General features: G+C 62.7%; 20 protein-coding genes and 1 tRNA gene. 11 read left to right on the plus strand and 10 right to left on the minus strand.

All coding sequences use genetic code 11. From position 1 onward, the window contains the following. Positions 1-52: 52 nt before the first annotated feature. Complete coding sequence (locus NVV79_RS20155; RefSeq protein ID WP_303993297.1) at positions 53-517, minus strand: YaiI/YqxD family protein; 465 nt, start codon at positions 515-517, stop codon at positions 53-55. Next, the gene (locus NVV79_RS20160; protein ID WP_303993300.1) at positions 510-1,061 is read right to left on the minus strand and encodes an AAA family ATPase; all 552 of its coding nucleotides are present in this window, start codon (positions 1,059-1,061) and stop codon (positions 510-512) included. Before NVV79_RS20160 ends, NVV79_RS20155 begins: the two co-directional genes overlap by 8 nt. Before the next feature lie 36 nt (positions 1,062-1,097). Here NVV79_RS20160 and NVV79_RS20165 point away from each other — a divergent pair, with 36 nt between their 5' ends. Further along, positions 1,098-1,454 (plus strand): cupin domain-containing protein, encoded by a 357-nt coding sequence (locus NVV79_RS20165; protein ID WP_303993303.1) that lies wholly within the window; start codon positions 1,098-1,100, stop codon positions 1,452-1,454. Between the two features lie 10 nt (positions 1,455-1,464). Here the strand turns inward: NVV79_RS20165 and NVV79_RS20170 are convergent, their stop codons facing one another. From NVV79_RS20170 to xylF, 7 genes are all read right to left on the minus strand, one after another. Beyond that, a complete protein-coding gene (locus NVV79_RS20170; protein WP_303993305.1) occupies positions 1,465-1,971 on the minus strand; it encodes an RES family NAD+ phosphorylase in 507 nt (168 codons plus the stop codon). Then, the gene (locus NVV79_RS20175; RefSeq protein WP_303993308.1) at positions 1,968-2,447 is read right to left on the minus strand and encodes an antitoxin Xre/MbcA/ParS toxin-binding domain-containing protein; all 480 of its coding nucleotides are present in this window, start codon (positions 2,445-2,447) and stop codon (positions 1,968-1,970) included. The genes NVV79_RS20170 and NVV79_RS20175 overlap by 4 nt, the downstream gene beginning before the upstream one ends. A gap of 54 nt (positions 2,448-2,501) precedes the next feature. Further along, positions 2,502-3,629, minus strand: coding sequence for an S-(hydroxymethyl)glutathione dehydrogenase/class III alcohol dehydrogenase (locus tag NVV79_RS20180; RefSeq protein WP_303993311.1), 1,128 nt, complete (start codon positions 3,627-3,629; stop codon positions 2,502-2,504). 63 nt (positions 3,630-3,692) lie between these two features. Beyond that, on the minus strand, positions 3,693-4,289 hold the full coding sequence (locus NVV79_RS20185) for a DUF1345 domain-containing protein (protein WP_303993313.1): 597 nt from the start codon (positions 4,287-4,289) through the stop codon (positions 3,693-3,695). Between the two features lie 135 nt (positions 4,290-4,424). After that, complete coding sequence (locus NVV79_RS20190) at positions 4,425-5,213, minus strand: ATP-binding cassette domain-containing protein (RefSeq protein WP_303993316.1); 789 nt, start codon at positions 5,211-5,213, stop codon at positions 4,425-4,427. Positions 5,214-5,225: 12 nt separating this feature from the next. Beyond that, positions 5,226-6,527, minus strand: coding sequence for a sugar ABC transporter permease (locus tag NVV79_RS20195; protein ID WP_303994342.1), 1,302 nt, complete (start codon positions 6,525-6,527; stop codon positions 5,226-5,228). 130 nt (positions 6,528-6,657) lie between these two features. Then, the gene (gene xylF / locus NVV79_RS20200) at positions 6,658-7,704 is read right to left on the minus strand and encodes a D-xylose ABC transporter substrate-binding protein (protein ID WP_303993318.1); all 1,047 of its coding nucleotides are present in this window, start codon (positions 7,702-7,704) and stop codon (positions 6,658-6,660) included. Between the two features lie 223 nt (positions 7,705-7,927). Here xylF and NVV79_RS20205 point away from each other — a divergent pair, with 223 nt between their 5' ends. The 3 genes from NVV79_RS20205 to NVV79_RS20215 all read left to right on the plus strand — a co-directional run bounded on the left by NVV79_RS20205 (position 7,928) and on the right by NVV79_RS20215 (position 10,837). Further along, complete coding sequence (locus tag NVV79_RS20205) at positions 7,928-9,145, plus strand: ROK family protein (RefSeq protein ID WP_303993320.1); 1,218 nt, start codon at positions 7,928-7,930, stop codon at positions 9,143-9,145. A gap of 135 nt (positions 9,146-9,280) precedes the next feature. Continuing rightward, positions 9,281-10,705 (plus strand): mannose-1-phosphate guanylyltransferase/mannose-6-phosphate isomerase, encoded by a 1,425-nt coding sequence (locus NVV79_RS20210; RefSeq protein ID WP_303993322.1) that lies wholly within the window; start codon positions 9,281-9,283, stop codon positions 10,703-10,705. A gap of 56 nt (positions 10,706-10,761) precedes the next feature. Continuing rightward, a tRNA-Thr gene (locus tag NVV79_RS20215) sits at positions 10,762-10,837 on the plus strand. 7 nt (positions 10,838-10,844) lie between these two features. Here the strand turns inward: NVV79_RS20215 and NVV79_RS20220 are convergent. Then, a complete protein-coding gene (locus tag NVV79_RS20220; protein ID WP_303994344.1) occupies positions 10,845-11,141 on the minus strand; it encodes an HNH endonuclease in 297 nt (98 codons plus the stop codon). Positions 11,142-11,548: 407 nt separating this feature from the next. On the opposite strand from NVV79_RS20220, the gene NVV79_RS20225 reads away from it, so the two are divergent. From NVV79_RS20225 to NVV79_RS20255, 7 genes are all read left to right on the plus strand, one after another. Then, on the plus strand, positions 11,549-13,288 hold the full coding sequence (locus NVV79_RS20225) for a type I secretion system permease/ATPase (RefSeq protein WP_303993324.1): 1,740 nt from the start codon (positions 11,549-11,551) through the stop codon (positions 13,286-13,288). Beyond that, positions 13,285-14,634 carry an HlyD family type I secretion periplasmic adaptor subunit gene (locus NVV79_RS20230; RefSeq protein ID WP_303993326.1) on the plus strand — a complete coding sequence of 450 codons (1,350 nt, stop codon included), beginning with the start codon at positions 13,285-13,287 and terminating at the stop codon, positions 14,632-14,634. The genes NVV79_RS20225 and NVV79_RS20230 overlap by 4 nt, the downstream gene beginning before the upstream one ends. A 577-nt stretch (positions 14,635-15,211) precedes the next feature. Further along, complete coding sequence (locus tag NVV79_RS20235) at positions 15,212-16,948, plus strand: VCBS domain-containing protein (RefSeq protein ID WP_303993329.1); 1,737 nt, start codon at positions 15,212-15,214, stop codon at positions 16,946-16,948. 124 nt (positions 16,949-17,072) lie between these two features. Next, a complete protein-coding gene (locus NVV79_RS20240) occupies positions 17,073-21,914 on the plus strand; it encodes a VCBS domain-containing protein (protein WP_303994346.1) in 4,842 nt (1,613 codons plus the stop codon). Between the two features lie 188 nt (positions 21,915-22,102). Continuing rightward, positions 22,103-22,807: a hypothetical protein gene (locus NVV79_RS20245; RefSeq protein WP_303993332.1), complete on the plus strand. Its 705-nt coding sequence runs from the start codon at positions 22,103-22,105 to the stop codon at positions 22,805-22,807. Further along, positions 22,804-24,207 carry an O-antigen ligase gene (locus NVV79_RS20250; RefSeq protein ID WP_303993334.1) on the plus strand — a complete coding sequence of 468 codons (1,404 nt, stop codon included), beginning with the start codon at positions 22,804-22,806 and terminating at the stop codon, positions 24,205-24,207. The genes NVV79_RS20245 and NVV79_RS20250 overlap by 4 nt, the downstream gene beginning before the upstream one ends. Next, a complete protein-coding gene (locus NVV79_RS20255; RefSeq protein WP_303993337.1) occupies positions 24,095-25,012 on the plus strand; it encodes a metallophosphoesterase family protein in 918 nt (305 codons plus the stop codon). Before NVV79_RS20250 ends, NVV79_RS20255 begins: the two co-directional genes overlap by 113 nt. The last annotated feature ends 11 nt before the right edge of the window (positions 25,013-25,023 follow it).

The raw sequence follows: 25,023 nt of genomic DNA on the forward strand, positions 1-25,023 counted from the left end.
GAGCTCACTTTTCGCGATTATGGTTAACAATCCCCTCGCGAAAACTTAAGGATTACTTACCCGCCAACGATTTAGCCTTCCGCCCCAGCGTATCCAGCGCGCTGAGAAAGGCCGAGCGATCAGCCGGCCGGAACCCGGCATTGTAACCCTTGATCTCCCCCGTCTCGCGGAGATGCTGCTTGAGGTCGCGCATGGCCAGCGCCATGCCGATGGAGGCCGTGGTGAAGGGCTTGCCGGTAAAGCCCAGCACATGGCAGCCCTTGTCGATGGCCCGGCTCGCCAGTGGGATATCGGCTGTGAGCACGATGTCGTTGGCCTGCGCAGCGTCGACGATCCAATCGTCCGCCGCGTCGGCCCCTGCCGGCACCACCACGACGCGGATCATTGGATCGCGCGACGGCCGCACCCCGCCATTGCTGACCAGCGTGATGACAAGCCCCAGCCGCTCAGCCACCCGCATGGCTTCTTCCTTGACCGGGCAGGCATCGGCATCGACGAAAATAGTCGGTTCAGGCATGGGCGATGACGTCTTTCACGAAGGCGAGCCGCTCGGCGACCGGCGCCTTGGGCAATTCGACGATGCGATAGCCCAGTTCTGCATAGACGTCACCCATGGGTTGATAGATGCGCTGCGCATGCTCCCAACCCTCGATGCGTTCGGCATCGGTGGCAAATATTTCGCGCCAGGGCGGCGCGAAGAAGACCACCTTGTTATAGCGATAGAGCGTGGCAGCGCGGTGATAGTGCTGACTGTCTGTAATCCCGAGCATGCGGCCATAGGCGACAAGGTCGGGGATACCACGGTCGCACAGCACCGGGCCGGACGCGCTCCGCAGGCTCTGCCAGGTCTGGATATCCCGATCCAGCATGAGTTCGGCAAACATCGCCGGGTTCCGCCATTGCACCGCCGGACCGTCGATCACAGCCTGGCTCTGGATGACCGCCCGCGCCGCCTCCTGCCCGATGCCCAATCCGACCCCGGCGGCGGCCTCCAGGAGTGTCGTCTTGCCACCGGCAGGCGCACCAGTGACGATGAAGAGATTGTCGGCATGATGAGTCATGATGCGTCCTCGTGATGAGACAGATGGAGGCGGGAAATGCAGGGGAAGGTGATCGACAAGGCGCACTGGGCGGATGCCTCGGTGGGCGTCGGCAATTGGCGCGGGGAGTTCGAGGGCGGCGCCCATGGCGCGGGCATTAGCGTGATCTTCGTCCACACCGAAAAACCCGGCGGAGGGCCACGCCTGCACAAGCACCCCTACCCCGAAACCTTCATCATCCGCAATGGCCGCGTGCGCTTCACCGTCGGCGACGAGACGCTCGAGGCATCGGCCGGACAGATCGTGGTCTGCCCCGCCAATGTACCGCACAAATTCGAGAATCTGGGTCCGGGACTATTGGAGCAGATCGACATTCACGAAGCCGGCGCCTTCGAAACCATCTGGCTGGAATGAGGGCATATCCTCATTGTGGCAGGTGAAGCCTGGTATCGAGCGCAAATCCTTCCTGCGACCGCAGGGCGTAGCGTCCAGCGGCCTTTGCTGCGACGAAGACAAGGTTCCAGCTATTGGTCGAAACCACGCTGGGCACCAGCACGAACGGATGCGCACGCAGCAACGCATCCCCGAAAGCCTGCTGGCCGACGCTCGGTATGCCGGGGTGCAGCCAATTCGCATTGGGCAGGGATGACGCCTCGACCACATGCACATCCCCGGGATCGAGAACGCGCAGCGACGTCAGGACATGGGGAACGGTATCCATGCGCTTGAAGCCGCGATGCACCGCCACTTCGAGAATGCTGGTCGAGGCATCGAGCGCACAATAAACCGCCCTGGTACCGGCCCTGCTCCATCGCCCGCCAAACCTGTAGGCGCCCTCCCCGCTGTCCCAGCTTGTGGCGAACTGGCGCGCATCGAGCCGCCAGGCGATGAGGTCGGTTCCGCCCAGCGGGCCGGGCAGCGGTGCCGTCACACATAGACCCCATATTCGATCTGGCCGAGGAAGGCTTCGACCAGTTCCGCACCGGCCGACGTGGTCAGCAGATCAAGCGGCTTGTGGCCGTTCAGCCCGATTGCCGGCTCATTGAGCCATTCCTCGGCATCGCGCTGGCTGCCCATGATTTCAGTGGCCTTGGCCAGTATCTCGGCGAACTTCCACACCCGTCCGCTCTGTTCGACGCTGAGCGGCTGCTTGGGATCAGCGCGCCGGCGCTGCAGGGTGCGCACACTCATACCGATGGCCTTTTCGAAAGCCATGGCATCGAGCACCGTCAACTGCCCCTCGAGATAGCTCAGCGCCTCTCCGGGCAGGCCAGCCGCGATGAGTTGATGGGCATCGAGACCATCATGCACGATCTGCTTGAGCAGCCGCTTGCCGCCCAGCAGCGCCGAAGCGCGGACAGGCTCGCTCACAAAAGGCATCTGGGCAGCTTCGGCCAGACCGTGCATGGCAACCTCCGTCATGTGTCGCATTATTTACGTCACATGTCGTAAAATGTCAAATCAGTACACCACAACGCTCCGGATGCTCTCGCCGGAATGCATCATCTCAAAACCCTTGTTGATGTCTTCGAGCCGCAGCGTATGGGTGATCATCGGGTCGATCTCGATCTTGCCGTCGAGATACCAGTCGACGATCTTGGGCACATCCGTCCGGCCCTTGGCGCCACCGAAAGCCGTGCCCATCCAGGTACGGCCGGTGACGAGCTGGAACGGGCGCGTGGAAATTTCCTGCCCTGCCCCGGCCACGCCGATGACCACCGACTTGCCCCAGCCACGATGACTGCATTCCAGCGCCTGACGCATAACCGTGGTGTTACCGGTGCAGTCGAACGTGTAATCGGCCCCGCCGATCAGATCGCCACGACGCTTGGTAAGATTGACGAGATAAGGAACGATGTCTTCCCCGATCTCCTTCGGATTGACGAAATGCGTCATGCCGAAGCGCTCGCCCCATTCCTTCTTGTCGTTGTTGATATCGACGCCGATGATCATATCGGCACCGGCCAGCCGCAGCCCCTGGATCACGTTGAGCCCGATGCCGCCCAATCCGAACACCACGGCTGTCGCGCCGATTTCCACCTTGGCCGTGTTGATCACCGCGCCGATACCGGTAGTGACGCCGCAGCCGACATAGCAGACCTTGTCGAAGGCCGCCGACGCGTCGATCTTGGCCACCGCGATCTCAGGCAGCACGGTGAAATTCGAGAACGTCGAGCAGCCCATATAGTGATGGATCGGCTTGCCTTCGAAGGAGAAGCGCGAGGTGCCGTCGGGCATCAGCCCCTGCCCCTGCGTGGCGCGGATCGCGGTGCAAAGATTGGTCTTGCCCGAGCGGCAGGAATAGCATTCCCGGCATTCGGGCGTGTAGAGCGGAATGACGTGGTCACCCTTCTTGAGGCTGGTGACACCCGGTCCCACATCCACCACCACGCCTGCCCCCTCATGCCCCAGAATGGCCGGAAACAGGCCCTCGGGATCGGCACCCGACAGGGTGAAGTCGTCGGTGTGGCAGATACCCGTCGCCTTGATTTCGATCATCACCTCGCCGGCCTTGGGGCCGTCGAGATCGACCTCGACGATTTCGAGCGGCTTGCCGGACTGGAAGGCAACGGCGGCGCGGGTCTTCATGAGGGATTCTCCTGTTCGATTTCCCCATGACTGGCACAGGCCCGCCTTGTGGGCAACCGAGCCCTATTGTCCTCCACCCAGCGTCAACGCCACATTCACTGTGGCCGCCAGGATCACGGTATTGAAGAAAAAGGCGAACGTGCTGTGGGCAATAACGCGCCGCCGCATGCTGTTGGACGTCACCTTGATATCAGAGGTCGCAACAGCCGCACCCAGCACATATGAAAAGTAGAGGAACGCCGTGCCGTTCGGCTCCTCATCGCCCGGAAAGCTCAACCCGCCGGCAACCTCGGAATCACCAGCCGCCTCCTCGGGCGCCTCGTAATATTCGTAGGCATAGTGCAAAGCCGCCATCGTGTGGAAGGCAAACCACCCCAGCAGCACTGAGGTCACCGAAATCACCACTTCGCCGATATCGGGATCATCCCCGCCATTGAGGGCGAGGAACAGGGAAACCACGCAGACCACCACCACGCCCACAGCAATGAAGAAAATGCCACCGACCGGGGCATCTTCTTCGCGCGCATGTTTGGCAAGAAATTCCGGCGTCAGCTTCGGTAGCTTCCTGGCCACCATGCCGAGGTAGCACAGGAAAAACGCATTGCCGCCAATGCCGATCGCATAGGCCGGCACCAACCAGACGGTCAGCGCAAAGGCCACGAGCCCAACGCCACATGCCTGATAGAACAGCCGGTGCCTGTGTGACATACGACGCGACAGCACGGAAAAGTGGTTCTTGGGCATCTCAGACTACCAGCGGACGACAGCGCACTGTGCGCCGCCGACCCGACAGCGTCAAACCAGCCCGGTCTGCGCCCCCGGCCCCGGCGTCGCGCCGGGTGGCACCTTGCCGAGAATGATCATGCCCAGCACTTCGTCCTTGGTCACATCCTCGGTGCGGGCGCTGCCCACCACCTGGCCATTCTTCATCACCACCACCCGGTCCGCGAGGTCGAACACGTCATGGATATCGTGGCTGATGAGGAAAATGCCGATGCCGTCGGATTTGAGCTGCTTGATGAGTTCCCCCACCTGCGCCGTCTCCTGCGGCCCCAGCGCCGCCGTGGGCTCGTCCATGATCAGGATGCGGGCATTGAACAGAATGGCGCGGGCAATGGCCACCGACTGACGCTGGCCGCCCGAAAGCGCCTTCACCGGCTCCTTGAAGCGGCGGAAATTCGGATTGAGCCGCCCCATCACCTCGCGCGCCTTGGACTCCATCGCCGCATCGTCCAGCGTGCCGATCGCCGTGGTGATCTCGCGGCCAAGGAACAGATTGGCGGCGGCATCGACATTATCGGCCACAGCTAGCTGCTGATAGATGGTCTCGATACCATAGGCTTTGGCATCGCGCGGATTGTTGATCGTGGCGTCCTCGCCATTGATGCGGATCGAACCGGCATCGCGCTTGTAGGCGCCCGACAGGATCTTGATCAGCGTCGACTTGCCGGCGCCGTTATGGCCGAGCAAGCCCACGACTTCGCCCGGAAACAGGTCGATCGAAGCGCGATCCACCGCACGGATGCCACCGAAGGCGATGGAGATGTCATTCATCTCGACGAGAGGCGTTCTGGTGTCCAGCATGACAAGGACTCCCTAGTGTTTATTGCGGCGGTAGAGCGTGTCGAGCCACACCGCGAAGACGAGGACCGCACCGACCACGATGGATTGCAGCGGGCTGTCGAGCCCCATCAGCACCATGCCCGATTGCAGCGACTGCATGACCAGCGCACCCAGCAGCGCTCCGGCAATGGTGCCGACGCCACCAGCCAGCGACGTGCCACCGATCACCGCCGCGGCGATGACATAGAGTTCGTCCAGCGTGCCCAAAGCATTGGTCGCGGCATTAAGACGGGCTGACGAGATAGCGGCCGCGATGGCGCAGAGCGCGCCCATCAGCATGAAGATCTTGACCGTCACCCAGCGCGTATTGATGCCCGCCAGTTCCGCCGCCTCGGGGTTGCCACCCATGGCGAACACATAGCGGCCGAAACGGGTGCGCGTGGCGATGAAGGTCATGACCACGCCGACGCCAAGTGCGATCAGCACCGGAATGGCGATGCCATGCGAGATGAACAAGCCGCTTTCCGGCACCGGAATGCCATTGGCCTCGGCATATCGGGCGGCGATACGCACCGGCCAGGGATAGGCATTGGCCACCAGGACCGCGCCGATGACCAGTCCGCAGCCGATAATCGCCAGGGCGATTTCGGCCCAGATTGGCCGCAGCGGAAAATTGAAACGGCGGCGCTGGCGCCGACCCCAATAGAGGCCGATGAGAATTGCCGCACAGGCAATGACGGCGACGATCCAGCTCCACAACGAGCCGACCGAGCCCGCCGGGCCACCGCCCATGAGCTGGAAGGTCGGATCCATCGGCGCCACCGTGCGCCCCATGGTCACCCACCAGGCCGCGCCGCGCCAGACAAGATAGCCGCCGAGAGTGACGATGAAAGCAGGTACGCGCAGATAGGCGATGATCGTGCCCTGCAGCGCGCCAATGCCGACACCCACCACCAGGCCCGCCGCCAGCGACAGGACCCAGATCATTGGATGTCCGAGCCCCAGGCCGAGCTGGGATGGCAGGATATCCGTCTGCATCACCCCCATCACCATGCCGACGACACCCAATATGGAGCCGACGGACAGGTCGATATTGCGGGTGACGATAACAAGCACCATGCCGGTGACCATCACGGCCACCGAAGCCGTCTGCACCGACAGGTTCCAGAGGTTTCGCGGCGTCAGGAACAGCCCGCCCGAAAAGATGTTGAAGCCGATCCAGATAATCGCCAGGGCCCCGATCATGCCCAGCAGGCGCGTATCCAACTCGGTCGCCATCAGGAAGCGTTGCAGCGGATTCTGCGCAAACCGGCTCGGGTGAATATTGGTTGGAATGGCGTGCTGATCTGCCAAAGGTGCGTCTCCCCGCTGGGCTGCCCCGCCATCCGGCGGTGCTGTCCTGTCACGACGATGCCGCAGCGCGAACGCCGCGGCACCGTTTCAGTCAGGATATTACGTTTACGTCTCAATCACACGCGGCAACCGAACCGGCGGTCACGCCGGCGCAGACCACGTCCTTGGACACCCAGCCGGCGTCGATGACGACGTCGAGATTGTCCTTGGTGATGGCGACGGGGGCGATGAAGAAGGCGTTCATGGCAACCCCCTTCGGCCCGCCATTGAATGGCACCACGCCGGTGACGGCATCGAGAGCGGTGCCGCCGGCCAGTTCGAGCGCCACTTCAGCGGCCTTCTTGCCCAGTTCGCGCGCGTCCTTCCAGACCGAAACGGTCTGGGTGCCGAGCGCAATGCGGTTGAGGGCGGCATGGTCGCCGTCCTGGCCCGAAACCGGCACCGAACCGGCCAGGCCCTGCGCGGCCAAGGCCGCAATGGCGCCGCCAGCGGTACCATCATTGGAAGCGACGACAGCATCGACTTCATTGTTATTGGCGGTCAGGAACTGTTCCATATTCGCCTGGGCGACTTCCGGGTTCCAGTTGTCGGTATAGGCTTCGCCGACATTCTTGATCGCGCCGGAATCGATGCCGGCCTGCAGCACTTCCATCTGGCCTTCGAACAGGAAGTCCGCATTGGGATCGGCCGAGTTGCCCTTGATGAAGACATAGTTGCCTTCCGGCTGGACGGCAGCGACGCCGGCAGCCTGCAGCCGCCCGACTTCCTTGTTGTCGAAGGTCAGGTAGAAGGCGTCCGGATTCTCGATCAGGCGATCATAGCCGACCACCGGAATGCCTTCGGCAACGGCTGCGGCAACGGCCGGGCCAACAGCTTCGCTGTCCTGGGCCAGCACGATGATCGCATCGGCGCCCTGCGCGATGAGGCTTTCGATATCGGTGAGCTGCTTGGAGGCCGACGACTGCGCGTCAGCCGAGATATAGGTCGCGCCGGCCGCTTCGAGCACGCCCTTGATGGCGGCTTCGTCGGTCTTCCAGCGTTCTTCCTGGAAGTTGTTCCAGCTCACGCCGACAACAACGCCGTCCTGAGCATAGCTGGTCACACCGGCCACGCCGGAAATAACGGTCGTGCACAGCAAGACCGTGAGAAACTTGTTCATGTCTGTCCTCCCTCGCGGGCAGTCCTCTGCCCACTTACGTGCCGGTGGCTTCGCCCCAGCGGGCACTCTCCACCAGCGCCCTGAGCATTAATTTCACTGCTCGAAAAAACATGTGACATACTGGCCTCAATTGAGTCAACTTCAATTTCGAAACCCGAAATAAATACAGTTTGCGATATGGGCGGGGGAATGGTGTGTTGCGTCGGTGTGAGGAGTAAGGCGGTTGGCGCGGAACGTCAGCGATAGCGACAGCGTCCGGCGTCAGAACCGGGGCCTCGTCCTCGGCGCCCTGCGTGTACAGGGGCCTTTGTCGCGCACGGCGCTGGCCGCGAGCACCGGGCTCAGCCATGCCAGCATCACCGCCATCACCCATGACCTCATCAACCAGCAGGTCATTGCCGAGCTGGAACCGCAGGAAAAATCCGACGCGCGCGGGCGGGGCCGCCCCGCCACGCTGGTCGGCTTCAACCGGCAGATCGGCGCGGCCGCGCTGTTCGAGGTCGACGTCAACCGCGCCCGCCTGTCGCTGGTCGATTATGGCGGCATATTGGTGGACCGCATCGAATCGCCGGTGACGCCCACCACCTTCGCCAGTTCACCGCCCGCCGTTTTCTTCGCCGAGCGCCTGCGCCAGCTCCAGGCCCGTAATCCTGTCGAGGCAGCCAGCCTGCGGCGGGTCGCCATTTCCGTGCAGGGCATTCTCGACCGCGATGGCGACGGCCTCAAATGGTCCCCCATCGCCCACCTGGCCAACCGCCCCTTCGCCCACGAACTGGCAGCGGCCTTCGCCGTTCCGGTGGCCTTGCACAAGCGTGGGCGCCTCCTCGCCGAGGGCGCGCGCTGGCTCGACCCCGCTCTGCACGACGCCAGTGTCGCTACTGTCTTCGTCGGCTCCACCGTGGCCATGGGCATGACCTTTCGCGGCCAGATCATGGGGCGGGGCGACGAAGGCGCCACCGAATTCGGCCACATGAACCACCTGCCCAATGGTGCCCTGTGCCGCTGCGGCATGCGCGGTTGCATCGAAGCCTACGCCTCCGACTATGGCGTGCTCCGCACCGCCTATTCCGTACCCGAAACCGCCACCCCTGCCCCGGCCGTGCCGCAACAGGAATATGATGGGCTGATCGCTCGCGCCGAAGCCGGCGACCGCGCCGCCACCCATGCTTTCAACATTGCCGGCCGCGCCGTCGGCTTCGGCCTCAGCCGCATGATGGCGGTGTTCGACCCTTCCCATGTCTTCATTGTCGGCCCCGGCGCCCGCGCCTTCGGCCTGATGCAGGCCGAAATCAACGCTGCGCTGGCCAGTGCGCTAGTCTGCCGCGTCAACGGCCTGCCCCAGATCGTGGCTCATCACGACGAGAAGGAGCCTATCTTCAAGGGGCTGCTGATGAAGACGCTGAACGAAATCGACCAGTCCGACATCGCCGCTCTGGCCTGAGCATAGTCGATCGTATGTATTCGCACCTCGACACGATTAACCAACAGTAAAAATCATAGCTTATGCTTCGCGTGAAGGTAGTATCCACCGCACTCCTGCGGCGTATATACTCCGCTCGAACGGGGCCTAGTCACTATGACCAAGATCGTACCGGTTATCCTCGCGGGCGGCCAGGGCACACGGCTATGGCCCATGTCGCGTGCCGCCCGGCCCAAGCAGTTCCTGCCTTTGACCGGCCCCGCCAGCCTGTTCCAGAAGACGCTGGCCCGTGTCGCTGACAACACGATTTATACGCCAGCCATCGTCATCACTAATTCCGGCTATCGTTTCATCGTCGCCGAGCAGGCTGCCGAACAGGGCGTGGCGCTCGCCGGTATCCTGCTCGAGCCAGTGGTTCGCAATACCGCCGTGGCGATTGCCGCGGCCGCCGCCTTTGCCAGCGACAGCTTCGGCGCCGATGCGGTTCTGCATGTCCTGCCCTCGGACCACGACGTGGCCGTGGACGACGGCTACTGGGCGGCTTTGCATCAAGCCCGTGATGCGGCGGCGACTGGCCAGTTGGTCACCTTCGGCATCATGCCCACCCACGCCGAAACCGGCTTCGGCTATATCAAGGCCGCCGCAAGCGTCGGCGCTGGTGTCCACGCGGTCGAGCGCTTCGTCGAAAAGCCCGATGCCATCACGGCCGGGCAGATGCTCGCCGAAGGCGGCTATTTCTGGAATTCCGGCATGTTTATGCTCGCCGCCGGCACCTTCCTGCATGAATGCGAAACCCTGGCGCCGCAAACCCTTGCCGCCGCCCGCAACGCCGTGGCGCAAGCCCGCAGCGATCTCGATTTCATCCGCCTCGACGAAGCCGCCTTCGCCACCGCCCCCGATATTTCGGTGGACTACGCCATCTTCGAAAAGACCACCCGGGCCGCCATCGTCGCCGTCGATTTTGGCTGGTCAGATCTGGGCAGTTGGGATGCCGTCTGGAAGAATGCCAGCCGCGACGCCGCCCAGAACCTCACCCAGGGTCCGGTGACCCTCGATCAGGTGCGCAATTCGCTCATCGTCTCCGATCACGCCCATGTCGCGGTTCATGGCCTCGACGACATCGCCGTCATAGCCACCAGCGACGCCGTCTATGTCGGCCGCCTGTCCGAGGCCCAGAAAGTCGGTGGCATGGTCAAGACGCTGCGCGCCAACAAGGACACTGCCGGCCTCACCGAAATCCACCGCACCGCCTACCGCCCCTGGGGCGGCTTTACCTCCGTGCTCAGCGGCGAGCGCTTCCAGGTCAAGCGCCTCTTCGTCAAGCCGGGCCGGAAGCTGAGCCTGCAGAAGCACCACCACCGCGCCGAACACTGGATCATCGTGCGCGGCACGGCCGAGGTAACCATCGACGGCACTGTCACCGCTCTGAGCGAGAACCAGTCCATCTACCTGCCCCTCGGCTGCATCCATCGCCTCGCCAATCCCGGCAAGATCGATCTCGAACTCATCGAAGTGCAGACCGGCTCCTATCTCGGCGAGGACGACATCATCCGCATCGAAGACGAATTCGGCCGGGTGTGAGGGGTCGCGAAAGAGAGCATTGCCGGATCGCGACCACGATGCTAATCGGAGCGCGCGCCGGTATAGCTCAGTTGGTAGAGCACCTGATTTGTAATCAGGGGGTCGCGGGTTCGAACCCTGCTGCCGGCACCATCAAACCCTAAGCCTTAGCGGGAAAATCACCTGCACTGACGGTCATGTGGCTGCCGTCTGGCCGCTTATGAAGCGCACGGTTCTTCTGCTGCCCGCGATGCTGGTTGCAATGCAGGCAAGCAGCGGCAAGGTTGCTCAAATCGTCTGAGCCGCCGTCCATGCGCGCCTTCTTGTGCTCAATGGTCATTTGTGTCGGGCCACCCTTTGTGAACGACCGCTTGCAATAGCAACACTTGCCACCCTGGCTTCTGACCAGGTAACGACGAACCCACGCGCGATATTGGCCATCTCTCAACGTTGCCATTTGCGGCCATACGATTGCAGCCACGAAAACTGGTCAAATCCATTACATTGCTATGGTTACGGGCGGTTGTAATAATCTCGCTAGATTATCGTAGAGCCTCACAAACGCCGACTATGGTGCTCCAGCCACCTGCGGCTGACCGTCCAGGCCCCCCCCCGTAGTGTAGCCGCACGTTAAGCAGGCCTCCCCACCCGACCCAAGCAACATTAACTCCCTTTCGGTTCTAGTCTTGCCTGAACAAGGGTAGCGGGCCTAACTACCGCCCATCAAGGCCGTGCTGCTGCCGTTGAAAGCATTTTCGGTGGCGCTTCGAAGAAAATGATGCTTGATCTTCATGTTCGATCGAATGCGATAACGGGCTTTACTGTCACCGCTTCTCGGTTGTGGCCCGGCACGCGCAGGTTTTCATGAAAAGCATCTGGTCATCGCTTCGTGTTTCGCAGAACGTCATGGGCGCCTTCGGCCTGGTGATGGTGTTCAGCATCTTCGTCAACCTGCTGATCCTGACCTCACCCATCTACATGATGCAGGTCTATGACCGTGTGCTGACCACGAGCCGCGTCGAAACCCTGATCTTTCTCAGCCTCATCGCCTTTGCCGCCCTGGCCGTGCTTGGCTTGCTGGACGGCGTGCGCACCTATCTGCTGACCCGTCTCGGCCGTTTTCTCGATCTGTCGCTGCGCGATCCTGTCCTGACCCAGGCCATTGCCCAGTCGCGCCGCGACGGCCAGAACCATCGCCGCCTGATCGACGATCTCGGCACCGCCCGCAACTATCTCGGCAGTGCCGCGGTCCTGCCCTTCTTCGATGCGCCCTGGGTGCCCTTCTTCATTCTCATCATGGCACTGTTGCATCCCTGGCTGGGCGTATTGGCGCTGACTGCGGCCATCGTGCTGTTCGGCATGGCTTTGGCCAACGATCACTTCTGCAAGACCCCGCTGCGCATCGCCACCAGCCAGCAGATCATGGCCAGCGAATTTGCCGGCGCCGCCCTGCAGAATTCCGAAGTCATCCACGCCATGGGCATGCAGGGCGCCGTTGCCGAGCGCTATCGCCAGCAGGTCGAGCAGATGGGCGAGACCGGCCAGAATGCTGCCGATATGGGCGCCACCATTACCGCCGCCTCCAAGGCGCTGCGTATCGCCGTGCAGAGCGCCGCCCTCGGCCTGGGCGCTTATCTGGTGATCCGCGCCGAACTGACCCCTGGCGGCATGATCGCCGGCTCGATCATCCTCGGCCGGGCCCTCGCCCCGATCGAGCAATCCATCGGTTCGTGGAAGCAATTCGTCGCCGCCCGCGACGCCTACAAGAACATCAAGGGCTTCCTCAGCTCGCGCCCTGCCGAAGCCGAGCGCATCGCCATGCCTCCCCTCAAGGGCCGCGTCAGCGTCGAGAACCTGTCCTTTTCAATGCCGCGGGCCGAGCGCCCCAGCCTGCGCCGCGCCAGCTTCCAGCTCGAGCCGGGCACCGCCCTGGCGCTGGTGGGCGCATCGGCCTCCGGCAAGAGCACATTGTGCCGCCTGCTGGTCGGCGCCTGGCAACCCACCACCGGCAGTGTCCGCATCGACGGCGCCGATATCATGACGCTCAATCCCGCCGATATCGGCAGCACGATCGGCTATATGCCGCAAACGGTCGAACTGTTCTCGGGCACGGTCAAGAGCAACATTGCCCGGCTCGGCACCGCCAGCGACGAAGCCGTCATCGCCGCTGCCAAGGCGGCAGGCTGCCACGAGATGATCCTGCGCCTGCAGGATGGCTACGAAACCGAGCTAGGCCCGCGCGGCATGTTCCTCAGCGGCGGCCAGCGCCAGCGCATCGGCCTGGCCCGCGCCCTGTTCGGCGATCCGCAGCTCATCGTGCTCGACGAGCCCAATTCCAACCTCGACCAGGATGGCGAATTCGCCCTGGTTCAGGCCATGCGCGAGCGCAAGGCGCTGGGCGCCACCATTATCGTGGTGAGCCACCGCACCTCCCTGCTCGACCCCATCGACAAGATCGGCGTGCTGCGTGATGGCGTGCTCGACCAGTTCGGCGATCGCGACGAAGTCCTGCGCGAAATGGCAGGCCAGCGCGCCATATCGCGACCGACCCTGGTTCCGGCCACCGATGAACCCAAGCCCGCTACCGGAGCCAAAACGGCATGAACGCGATTGCTCCCGGCACCCTTATGCGCCCCGCCCCGCCCGAGGCGCCCGCCATCCCCACCATCGGCAGGCTGTCGCGCGGTCCGGTGCTTTTCGGCACTGCCGTCGTGGTCCTGTTCTTCGGTGTGTTCGGCACCTGGGCAGCCCTGGCGCCGCTCAGCAGCGGCGCCATCGCCCATGGCGTGGTCAGCCCCGACTCGGAGCGTCGCGTCATCCAGCATCTCGAAGGTGGCATTATCCGCCAGGTGCATGTGCGCGAAGGGCAGCAGGTGCAGGCCGGCGATCCGCTGGTCACCCTCGAATCCACCCGCGCCGAAGCCACCTTCTCCTCTCGTCGCCAGCAATGGCTGCGCCTCATCGCCATGCGGGCGCGCGTCTTCGCCCAGCAGACCGATGCCGACGCCATCGACTTCCCGCCCGAAGTGCTGGAATCGACCAACGCGGACGTCGTTGCCTTTGTCAGCAACCAGCAGCAGACCTTCGAAATCCGCCGCACCGCCCTCGAACAGCAGCGCTCCATCTTCGAGCGCCAGATCGAGCAGCTCGGCAGCGAAATCGCCGCCATCGAGGCCGAGAATGTCGGTCTCAACACCCAGATAACGCTGATCGACCAGGAAGAAGCCGACAAGACCAGCCTGCTCGAGCGCCAGTTGATCTCGCGCTCCGAAGTTCTTGCTTTGCAACGCGAACAGGCCCGCCTGCGCAGCGCCATCGCCTCAAACACGGCCCGCATCGCCCAGGCCGGCCAGAGCATCGAGGAAATCCGCCTTGCGCTCCTGCAGGCCGGCGAAAGCTATCGCAACGAAGTGGCCGACGAGGCGACCCAGGTCAATAACGAGATCGCCCAGATCGACGAGGACATGGTCGCAACCGGCGATGTGCTGCGCCGCACCGAGATCCTGAGCCCCGTCGATGGCTTCGTGCTCAACCTGCGCAGCCAGACCACCGGCGGCGTCATTCGCGGCGGCGATCCGATCATGGATATCGTGCCGCTCGGCGACGACCTCATCGTCGTGGCGCGACTCAACCCGCAGGACATCGATGCGGTCACCGTCGGCCTGCGCGCGCACCTGACGCTGGTGCCCTTCGCCAACCGCAACACCCTGCCGCTCAATGGCGAGGTCATCCAGATCGCGGCCGACGCCACCGTGGAAGAACGCAGCGGCGCCTCCTACTACGAGATGCGCGTCCGCGTCCCCGCTGAGGAGCTGGTATTGCATGAAGGTATGTATCTCAGCCCCGGCATGCCCGCCGACGTGACCGTGGTCACCGGCGAACGCACCCTGCTGCAATATCTGGTGCAGCCCTTCCTCCGGTCGCTCGGCAGCGCCTTCGTCTACGACTGACCGCGTCTCCAGAGCGTCGCGGGCTGAATCAGCCAGCGCCACCCACCGCTTGACCATCCGGACAAAAATGCACCATTTTGGTACAGCATGTGCCATTTTGGCACCGCTTCACAGCGCGGCCAGCGCGTTCATTTACTTGTCATTCGATTGACCTCAATGAACTGCGTTGCCTTGAATTTCTTTGCTTTTCAGTACTTCTCCGAACCTACTTTATTGAAGCAGGTAACCATTCGCTGCTTTCTTGGGTATTCCTGATTGACACCAGGGGGTCCATCCTGTTCTTAGTATTAAGGGAATTTTAACGATGCCCGCGGGGCGCGGGTGGAGGGGAACTTAGTGCAAGCACTCTTGGACGTGCGAACGCCTTCGCGGCGAATGACTTCGTATGCCTTCAATTCTGCACTAATCGCCGACGGCAAGACTGCCGCTCGGCTTTTCGCGTCCATCGCTATGCCCGCGAGCCTGCGCGCAATCGCGCAACCACACCCATTCACCACCAGCGACACCGGCGGCCACGCGCCATCCCCTGCCGCTGTGACACACCCCCATTCAACCAATTTGTTCTCGGAGTAAGACCATGGCTGAAATTCTCGTAGCAGTTGGCCAGTCGATTCAGGCGGCGATCAACAGCGCGGATCCTGGCGATACCGTCAAGCTGGCCAGCGGGGTTCACATCCTCCCCGGCACGCTCTATGTCCGCGAGGGCATCACCCTGCTGGGTGAAGATGGCGCCATCCTTGACGCGAGCGGCCTGAGCGCCGGGAGCTACGGCATCTATGTGGACGAGGATGGCGTGACGCTGTCCAACTTCACCCTGCTGGGCGGCGGCGCGACCGGGCCCGCCCGCGGCATCAAGGCCCAGGCCGACGGCGCGGCCGATCGCCTGGAAAACCTGACCATCACTGATGTCAGGGTCGAGAATTTCCATCGTGCCGAGGTCGATATCAACGGCGCCGACGGCGCCTATCTGTCCAATGTCACCGTCGATGGCCAGAATACCGGCGGCGCCGGTATCGCGCTGACGGACGTGACCAATGTCGAGCTCAACAATATCAGCGTTGCCAACAACAATTGGGGCGGCGTTGCCATTTATTCGGGTGGCGACTTTGCCGACACGCCGAATGGCTCCAACGGCGTGACCTTCACCGGCACCTTCACGGCGCCGATCTCGGCCGCCCAGCCGCAGCCGATCCTGCTGCAAACCGCCAATGGCTATCCCATCACCGACTATGCCCTGCCGGACAGCTACGATTTTGCCGTCTATAACGCCACGGCCGCCGATTACCTGATCTTCTTCGGCAGCGCCGAAGAAGCCATCGCCTATGCGCTCGCATCCGACGCGGCCAATTCGGTGATCTACCAGAACGCCGCTGTGGGCGGCACGGCCTTCGTCGAAGGCAATATCGTCGTCTATCCGGGCATGTCGATCCCGGCGGCCCATGCTGCCGCCAAGCCCGGCCAGGTCGTCCATGTCATCGGCAATGATGCCCCTGGCGCCGAGGATGATACCTATTCCGCGCGCGCCAATGCACCGGACTGGTTCACTGGCGGCGAAGGCGACGATACCTTCTTCGGTGGCGCCGGCGGCGGCGACCGTTTCGTCTACAACACCGCCAATGCGAGCGATATCACCGACATCCTCAAGATCGGCCAGAACGTTTTCCTCACCACCACTGAAGGCACCGACCTCATCAATGGCGTCGAGGAAATCCAGTTCGCCAATGGCGACGTCTATGCCGTTTCCGGCACCAATATCGTGGTCAACACCGAAGCGGACAGCAATGCTACCCCCGCCTTCGAAGATGGCGCTGCCGTTGGTGGCAATGTCCTGGCCAATGATGTTGATCTCGACGGCGCGTCCTTCACCGTCCATGGCATCGCTGCCGGCGCTTCGACCACGCCGACCACCGGGGGCCTCGATGCACCCGTGGCAGGCGTCTATGGCTCGCTGACCATCTCCGCCGATGGCCAGTATTCCTACACGGCTAACAATGCCGACGCCCTGGCAGCGGGCGAAACGGTGACCGACACCTTCACCTATACCGTCAAGGACGGCAGCGTGCTGGTCACCGAAACCATCACCATCACCGTCACCGGCACCAACGATGCCCCCGAGATTGTGACGACAGGCGTTCAGGGGGCCATCTTCGAGGATGGCACCCTCGATTCTGGCGAGCAACGAGACGCCGGCCAGCGACTTTGGTGTGGATTATGCCCTGTCATCAGCCATTCAGCTCGCCCTGACAATTCTGACCACGGCCCCTGCCATCGCCGACGAGGACATGGTCCCCGACCTGCTGGCCAGCATCGTTGACGAACTGCCCAATGGCAGCATCCAGGACGCCTTTGCCATCGTGTTCAACACGCTGGACGACTTCTACGATGACGGCGTGAACTATTCCGATGTGGCGCACAACACCTCGGCCTTGCGCCTCGGCATGGCTTATGCGGAATACCTGGAAAATGGCGGCCGCCCGCTGACCGATGTCATCGTCAAGGCTGCGGCGGACCGTTCGCAGAGCCTGCATGACAACCTGCTGGGCAATTTCGGCCTGCCCACGCTGGCCGACCGCTTCCCCGGCGATCACTACGATCCCACCGGCGCCACCTCGACCGGCATCTATCTCGAGATATTCAACGCGGGCTATGCGTTCCTGCATGACCGCCCCTATTTCGGCGGCTATACCGGTAATGATGCCGGCCCGAGCCGCGCCTTCGATCTGGCCCACGACCTGATCCCTGCCTCCTTCGGCAAGCTCGTCGCAACCGACGTCGATGGCGACGAACTGGTCTGGTCTGTCCAGGGCACCGGCGAGGGCCAATACGGCACGCTTCATGTCGATGCCGACGGCACCTGGCGCTATGACCTCGACAATGCCAGGGCGGAAACCCAGGCCCTGTACGAGGGCCAGCAGGTCAGTGAGGTGTTCATCGTCCAGGTCGACGATGGCAATGGTGGCGTGATCACCACGACCATCACCATCAACGTGACCGGCACCAATGATGCACCCGAATTCGACGCCGACTTCGTATGGCCGACCACGCTCACCGAAAACGAACATGGTACCCAGTTGGCCGGCAATATCGCAGCCCTGATCGAACAGGTCGTCAGCGACCCCGATGGCGGTGACGCCGTCAGCCTCGAGCTGACCTTCACCTACCCCTCGGGCAGCGGCCTTGCCTCGTGGACTGCCACGGTCGATGAAGCCGGCAATGCGATTTACAGCGTCCCTGCCAGCCATGCCGATTTCAACGGCGATGTCAGTGTGCTGATCAAGGCGACCGACTCCTACGGTGCAGTCACCACAAAGACGATCACGGTCACTGTGACCCCCGTCAATGACGCCCCGACCATCAGCGGCGACACCGCCGGGCTGGTCTGGGAGCCGGGCGATCTGGATGCCGCCATCGGCGCCAACCATCCCGCTCTCTTTACGACGCTGGTCGATATCAACGACCAGATCGGCGAGCTGTTCGCGGCCAATGCCAACCCGGATGCCGTCACGGGCGGCTTTGATTGGGACATGGATGCCATTCTCGCGGGCACCAAGGCCCTGCTTGGCCTCGACGCCAGCGACGCTGATGCCATCGCCTATGTCTGGAGCCACATCGACCGGAACTATCTCTCCGCCGTCAACGGTACCCCGGCCACCAGCGAGGCCTCGTTCCGGCTCGGCCTGGAATATATCGAATACCTCCAGGGCGGCGGCAAGCCGCTCTATGATGTGATTGCCAAGTCCACGGCAACCCGCGAACAGACGCTGCATGACAACATCATGAGCGGCGTCACGGGCTATGCGCTGATCCAGCGCTGGGTCAATCAGCATCCCAACCCCGACCTCTATGCCGAATTCCTCGGCATCCTGACCAACGACCCGGATTTGGCGCCTCTGGTCGGCCGCGATCCCTACCAGGGCAATGCCGGTGAAACGAACACCGTTCTTGCTTTTGACATTCAGCACGGCTTCCTGCCGGCGGCCTCCGGCCAGCTCACCGTGTCCGACCCCGATGCGGGCGACAGTCACGAATGGTCGGCCACCGGCTCGACGCCCTACGGCATCTTCGCCATTGACCAGTTCACCGGCGAGTGGACCTTTACCTTCGACCCGGCGGCGGCAAATGGCCTCAACGAGGGTGATGTGATCCCGGTCGACTTCACCGTGACCGTGACCGACAGCCAGGGGGCCACCGATACCCAGGTCGTCACCATCACCATCAAGGGCTCCAACGATGCCCCGACGGTCGACCAGGCCATCTCGGTGGCGCCGACGGCCGAAGATGCGCCTTTCTCCTTCACTATCCCGTCCGACGCCTTTGACGACGTCGATACCGGGGCCGCCCTGACCTACACGGCCACCCTGGCCGATGGTTCGCCGCTCCCCGCCTGGCTGGAGTTCGACGGCGAAACCTTCTCCGGCACCCCCACCAATGACGGCGTCGGCACGATCAGCATCAAGGTCACCGCCACTGACGACAAGGGCGCTTTCACGAGCCAGACCTTCAACCTCACGGTTACCAACACCAACGACGCCCCAACCTTCGACTTCCATCAGGGCTTCGAAACCGATCGCGACGGCATCTTCGATGCCAGCTCGGCCGGCTGGGCGGGCTATGGCAGCGTCGAAGTGGTGACCGACTTCAACGGTGTCTCGGCCGCTGATGGCTCGAGCTTCGCTATCCTCAAGGAGCCAACGCCGGTTGACGACAATGTCGGTCCGTTCAGCCGCTTTGGCGGCTATCGCGACCTCTTTGTCGATGGCATGACCGCCGAAACCAAGGTCTATCTCGACACCGGCTGGGCCGAGGGAGAAGGCTTCAGCTACTCGGTCGCCATGAATGGCAGCACCGGCAACCATCTGCAGGACTACGTGTTCAACGTCGTCATGACCGATACCGGCCTGAAGGTCGGCACCGGCACCGGCGTCGACCATGACGGTCCGGTTTCCGTGCCCGGCAATGCCGGCCCCATCGGCGCGGGCGGCTGGTACACGCTGCAGCATGTGTTCAACAACGTGAACGGCGAGCTGGTCGTTACCTTCAATGTGCTGGATGCCGGTGGCGTCCCGGTGTTCACTTTCGACTACGAAACCGGCCATGACATCGCCGATGTCGGCGGCAACCGCTACGCCTGGTACGCCCGCATCGCGGTCGAGGACGGCATCGCGGTCGACGACATCTCGCTGACCGGCGTCGATAGTGGCGAAGCCACCGAAGACAACGCGGGCAATGGCAGCACTGTCAGCCTCACCGGACAGGTGCTGTTCGACGATGTCGATGGTGACGCGATCCCGACCGTAGATGTTGCAACCGTCCCGGGGAGCTATATCGGCACCTTCACTGCTACGGTTACCGAAGATCCGAGCGGCGCGTCCGGCGGCACGATCACCTGGACCTTCGACGCCAATGTTGATGGGCTCACGACCGGCCAGACCATCATCCAGACCTACGATCTGATGATCGATGACGGCTATGGCGGCACCGCCGTCAAAACCATCACCGTCACCATCACGGGCACCAACGACGCCCCGACGGTTGGCTCGACGATTGCCGACCAGACGGTCGCCGAGGATGCGACATTCTCCTTCGCCATCCCGACCGATGCCTTCGAGGACGTGGATGATGCCACGCTGACCTACACGGCTACGCTGGCAGACGGCTCGCCTCTGCCGTCCTGGCTGGATTTTGACGACGCGACCGGGACCTTCTCCGGGACGCCGACTGACGATCAGGTCGGCACAATCAGCGTCAAGGTCACCGCAACGGATTCGTTCGGCGAAGCCGTCAGCCAGATCTTCGACCTGACCGTCAGCAACACGCCTGACGTGCTGGACACGAGCGATCTTGCCGGCGAAGTCACCGAGCCTGTCGCATTGCTCTCGTTGACGCAGGACACCGGCCAGGTGCTGGTCGATACCGGGTCGGTCATCTTCTCGGGGAGCACGACCAATCAATACGGCTCGTTCATCGTCAATCCGATCAGTGGCAAGTGGACCTTCACCCTTGGACTTGGCGCCGCTGTGCAGGCGCTCAACGATGGTGATCAGGTCGATACCATCTTCACGGTCACCATCCACGATTTGGCGACGGGCCTCGACACCACGGCAGATGTCGTCATCACCATCCACGGCACCAATGAGCAGATCAATGGCTCCTCCGGTGACGATGTCGGCCTCCTGGCCCTGATGGGATCCGACTATGGCGACACGATCAACGCCAATGCCGGCGACGACATGGTCTATGCCGGCGGCGGCAACGACATCGTCTATGGCGGCAATGGCGATGACACGATCTATGCCGGCAGCGGCAATGACACGGTCCATGGCGGCAATGGCGACGACACCATCGACGGCGGCTCCGGCGACGACATCCTCAACGGCGACGCCGGCGACGATCACATCCTGGGCGGCTCCGGCAACGATACGATCGATGGCGGTACCGGCGATGACTACCTCCTCGGCGGCTCCGGCGACGATTTCATCTACGGCAATGGCGGCAGCGATCAGCTCGTCGGCGGCGCCGGTGATGACATCCTCTGGGGCGGCGCTGGCCGTGATACCCTGACTGGCGGTGATGGCGCAGACGTATTCCGGTTCTGGAATGCCGAAGACAGTGTCCGCGGCGGCGCACGTGACGTGATCACCGACTTTGAGAAGGGCGTCGACAAGATCGACCTGTCGCAATATGACGCCAACATCGAAATCGACGGGCCGAACCAGTTCTTCTTCCGCGGCAGCGGAACCGCTTCCCGCAAGGAAGACGCCGGGTTCCTGAAGTTCTACCACGAGAATGGCAAGACATTCATCGTAGGTGGCACGGACAGCAACCCGGACGGCCTGGGTGAACTACTGATCGAACTCGATGGTGTGTATGACCTGACCGCCGATGATTTCATCGGCATTAGCACCTTCGATCCCAATGTTGGGACATCCGGCGACGACACCTTCTACGCTGGCATTTTCCAGAACACGTTCACTGGCAATGGTGGTACCGATACGTTCGTCTTTACCGATACCTCGCAAAGCAAGTACGGCAACAACTGGGACATCATCACCGACTGGCAGCCGGAATATCTCATCGATCTGTCGGGTATGGGTATCAACTTCACCTTTGATGGCGCCGGTGCTGCCAACCGCGACGTATCGGTAGGCGGGCTCAAATACTTCCATAAGGACGGCAACACGTTCGTCGTTGGCGATACCACCAATGATGGCCTGGCGGACTTCAGGATCCAGCTCGATGGCGATCACAACCTGACAACCGATAACTTCATCCTCATCTAACTGAGGCTTGATACCAATCCTGAAGGGGCCGCTCATCGCGGCCCCTTTTTATTGTAGGCTCGAAAGCAACAGGTGCATTGGTCCTCTATCCTGCCCCCTCTCACCCCACGTATTTCTACCCCTGCCCTTTGTTGGACTTTAAGACATTTCATGTTGTATCCAGAGCGCTTGCGCGGCAGGCATCGAGGATGCAGCAAATTCGGCAGGACCTTTCCAGAACCGTAATATTCGCTTCGGCCTGCCTGCTCGGTCTTGTCACGGCGGGAACTGGCGCCTGGGCCATGTATCGCGAGATGCGCCCGCAGGAGCTTGGCATCAGCTCGCTTGATCGCGTCCTCGCCATGACGGAGGCCGCCGAATTGCCGGCGCTCTCCATCATGAGCCAGAACAATGCCCTGCTCGATTGCACCACCGCCCTCGACGCCATGCAATCGCTGGCCATGATGTACAGCACCGTCGAAGCGCGCGCTGAAGTCGCTCCCAAATGCCTGGCCATGGCCGATCGTCTCGTCGCGCAGTCCCCGTCCAATGCCTATGCCTGGTATGTTGGCGCCCAGGCCAGCGCCATGCTTGAGGATTGGGACGGCTTCAACCGGCGGCTGGCCATGTCCTGGCGTGCCGGCCCGACCGAGCAATGGATCGGCGAATTGCGCGTCGCGCTGGCCGAAGACAATTACGACCGCCTTGATGCGCAGACCATTGCCGCCAATGAGGCAGACCTGCACATGCTCGTACTGAGCCTTCACGGCATACGCGCCATTGCCGCGCGTTATGTCGCAGATCCCGGCTTCCGCGAGCGTATAACCGCCATCGTCGAAATCATGCCGGCCGAGAGCCAGCAGCGTTTCGTCGCCAATGTCCGCCGCTTTGCCAATGGCCGGGCGCGCTCATGAGCCAGATCGAGATCAACGGCGCCGGCGTGACAAGCAAGCGCAGCAGCGGCCACATCAAGGCCCGGCTGACGCGCCTCAACGACCTGACCTTCTGGGTCATGCTCGCCGTCCTGGCCCTGACGCCCATTCCTTTCGGCAGCGCCCGCCCCTTCTTCTGGGGCCTCGCCGCCATCATTGTCGGCCTCTGGACCGCAGCCTATATGGCCAGCATGCTGGCAATGCAGCAGAACCTGCGCATCGGCTTCGAGAAATTCGGGGTCCAGACGCTCCTTGCCGCCCTGTTCTGCCTCTGGCTGGTCGTGCAGATGCTGCCGCTCGGGCTCACCTCGGTCCAGCTAGCCGATGGTGTCAGCCTGCCGGTACCGACCATCAGCCTGGCGCCGGGCGCTACTGTGCTGATGCTTATCCGCCAGCTCACCTATGGCCTCTTCTTCTTCCTCATGCTCCAGGTTTCCGCCAATGAAAGCCGCCGCCGACTGCTGTTCGACATTCTGCTCGGCGTGATCGTGGCCTATGGCGTCTACGGCCTGGTCAGCCTGCATTCCGGCGATACCATTCTCGGGCTCGAGAAGTGGGCTTATAACGGCTATGCCACCGGCACATTCGTCAACCGCAACTCCTTCGCTACCTTCCTGGCCATGGGCGGCGTCATCGCTGCGGCTCGCATTGGCAAGCTACTGTCCGATAGTGCCGCTGCTCACCCCGACGATGGCAGGCCGCGTCATCTCCGCGGCAATCTCTTGCTCTATGGCCTCGCCTATGTCTGGCTGGCAGCCGTGGTGCTGTCGACGGGTTCCCGCATGGGCCTTTTCGTCACCGTCCTGGGCGCCGTGCTCGCCGTCGCTATCGCCCTCCGCCGGACCAGGCGCCTGTCGGTACTGGCGCTGATCGTGCCCATGGCGCTCGCCGTTTTGGTCGCTGTCATGGTCTTTTTCGGCAGCGCCCTGTTCGAACGGCTCGGCGATCTGGACGCATCCAGCGACGCCCGCTGGGACCTCTACCGCCAAATATGGCAATTGATCATGCAGCGCCCGCTGACCGGCTTCGGCGGCGGAGCATTCGAATTGGCCTTCCCCATCATCCATCAAGCCCCGGTCAATTCCGACCTGATCTGGTCCCGGGCACACAATAGCTATCTGGCGCTCTGGGCCGAGACGGGCCTGATCTTCGGCACACTACCGCTGATCGCCATCGGACTGATCGGCGCCCGGCTGGCCATCACTGTCGCGCGCAAGCGCGGGCACCTCGAAAGCCAGGCCATTGCGCTGGGCGTGCTGGGCGTGGGTGGTGTGCATTCGCTGGTCGATTTCAGCCTCGAAATTCCGGCCAATACTTTTGTCTTCCTCGCCTTGCTGGCAGCAGGCGCGGCATCGACAGTCAATCTCAAGGCAAGCAGGTAAACCATTGGCGATCGGGGGCTTTTTGCGATCAATCCTTGGGGGCCGAACGCCCACCCCCTCGGCGCGCGCGCATCTTTCCGCCACTGACCTGCCGGCGGCCATCTATGCCGTTGGTGACATACACGGGTGCCTGCCATTGCTGCACCTGTTGCATGAGCAGATATTTGCCGATGCCGCCGGCATCGCGGATGAAAAATGGATCGTCTATCTGGGCGATTATGTCGATCGCGGCCCCAATTCGGCCGGCGTGCTTGATGCCTTGCTCGCCCCCCTGCCAACAGGTTTCCGGCGCATTGCCCTGGCCGGCAATCATGAAGTCATGATGCTGAATTTCCTCGATCACCCGGCGCGCAACGCATCCTGGCTGCAATTCGGCGGCCCCGAAACGCTGGCCTCCTACGGACTCGACGTCAAAAGCCTGCTGGCCTTGCCCGAGCGCCAGCGTATCGCGCATCTGCAGAGCCATATCCCCGAAGAGCATGTCGATTTCCTGGCCACCCTGCCGCTGACCCTGTCGGCGCCTGGCCTGGTTTTCGTTCATGCCGGCCTGCGGCCCGGCATCGCCGTGGCGGCACAGGCCGAGGACGACGCCCTCTGGATTCGCAATGACTTCTTCTCCGCGCCACCACGCCACGACCTGCTGGTCGTCCATGGTCACACGCCCGCCAAGGACCCGGTAGTGGCGCCCGGGCGCATTTGCGTCGATACCGGTGCTTTTGCCACCGGTCTGTTGACCGCCGTCAAGATCACCGCCGCCGAACCGCCCCACTTTATTTCCGTCGCCGTCCCGACGTCGCCGTTGTAACCGTATTTTAC

The sequence above is a fragment of the Devosia ginsengisoli genome (assembly GCF_024707105.1).
Lineage (GTDB): Bacteria > Pseudomonadota > Alphaproteobacteria > Rhizobiales > Devosiaceae > Devosia > Devosia ginsengisoli_A.

Bases quoted from the DNA above. Each gene is read 5' to 3' on its own strand.
- NVV79_RS20155 (WP_303993297.1), bottom strand. From the start codon at position 517: ATGCCTGAACCGACTATTTTCGTCGATGCCGATGCCTGCCCGGTCAAG.
- NVV79_RS20160 (WP_303993300.1), bottom strand. From the start codon at position 1,061: ATGACTCATCATGCCGACAATCTCTTCATCGTCACTGGTGCGCCTGCC.
- NVV79_RS20165 (WP_303993303.1), top strand. From the start codon at position 1,098: ATGCAGGGGAAGGTGATCGACAAGGCGCACTGGGCGGATGCCTCGGTG.
- NVV79_RS20175 (WP_303993308.1), bottom strand. From the start codon at position 2,447: ATGCACGGTCTGGCCGAAGCTGCCCAGATGCCTTTTGTGAGCGAGCCT.
- NVV79_RS20180 (WP_303993311.1), bottom strand. From the start codon at position 3,629: ATGAAGACCCGCGCCGCCGTTGCCTTCCAGTCCGGCAAGCCGCTCGAA.
- NVV79_RS20190 (WP_303993316.1), bottom strand. From the start codon at position 5,213: ATGCTGGACACCAGAACGCCTCTCGTCGAGATGAATGACATCTCCATC.
- xylF (WP_303993318.1), bottom strand. From the start codon at position 7,704: ATGAACAAGTTTCTCACGGTCTTGCTGTGCACGACCGTTATTTCCGGC.
- NVV79_RS20210 (WP_303993322.1), top strand. From the start codon at position 9,281: ATGACCAAGATCGTACCGGTTATCCTCGCGGGCGGCCAGGGCACACGG.
- NVV79_RS20220 (WP_303994344.1), bottom strand. From the start codon at position 11,141: ATGGCAACGTTGAGAGATGGCCAATATCGCGCGTGGGTTCGTCGTTAC.
- NVV79_RS20225 (WP_303993324.1), top strand. From the start codon at position 11,549: ATGAAAAGCATCTGGTCATCGCTTCGTGTTTCGCAGAACGTCATGGGC.
- NVV79_RS20230 (WP_303993326.1), top strand. From the start codon at position 13,285: ATGAACGCGATTGCTCCCGGCACCCTTATGCGCCCCGCCCCGCCCGAG.
- NVV79_RS20235 (WP_303993329.1), top strand. From the start codon at position 15,212: ATGGCTGAAATTCTCGTAGCAGTTGGCCAGTCGATTCAGGCGGCGATC.
- NVV79_RS20240 (WP_303994346.1), top strand. From the start codon at position 17,073: ATGGCTTATGCGGAATACCTGGAAAATGGCGGCCGCCCGCTGACCGAT.
- NVV79_RS20245 (WP_303993332.1), top strand. From the start codon at position 22,103: ATGCAGCAAATTCGGCAGGACCTTTCCAGAACCGTAATATTCGCTTCG.
- NVV79_RS20250 (WP_303993334.1), top strand. From the start codon at position 22,804: ATGAGCCAGATCGAGATCAACGGCGCCGGCGTGACAAGCAAGCGCAGC.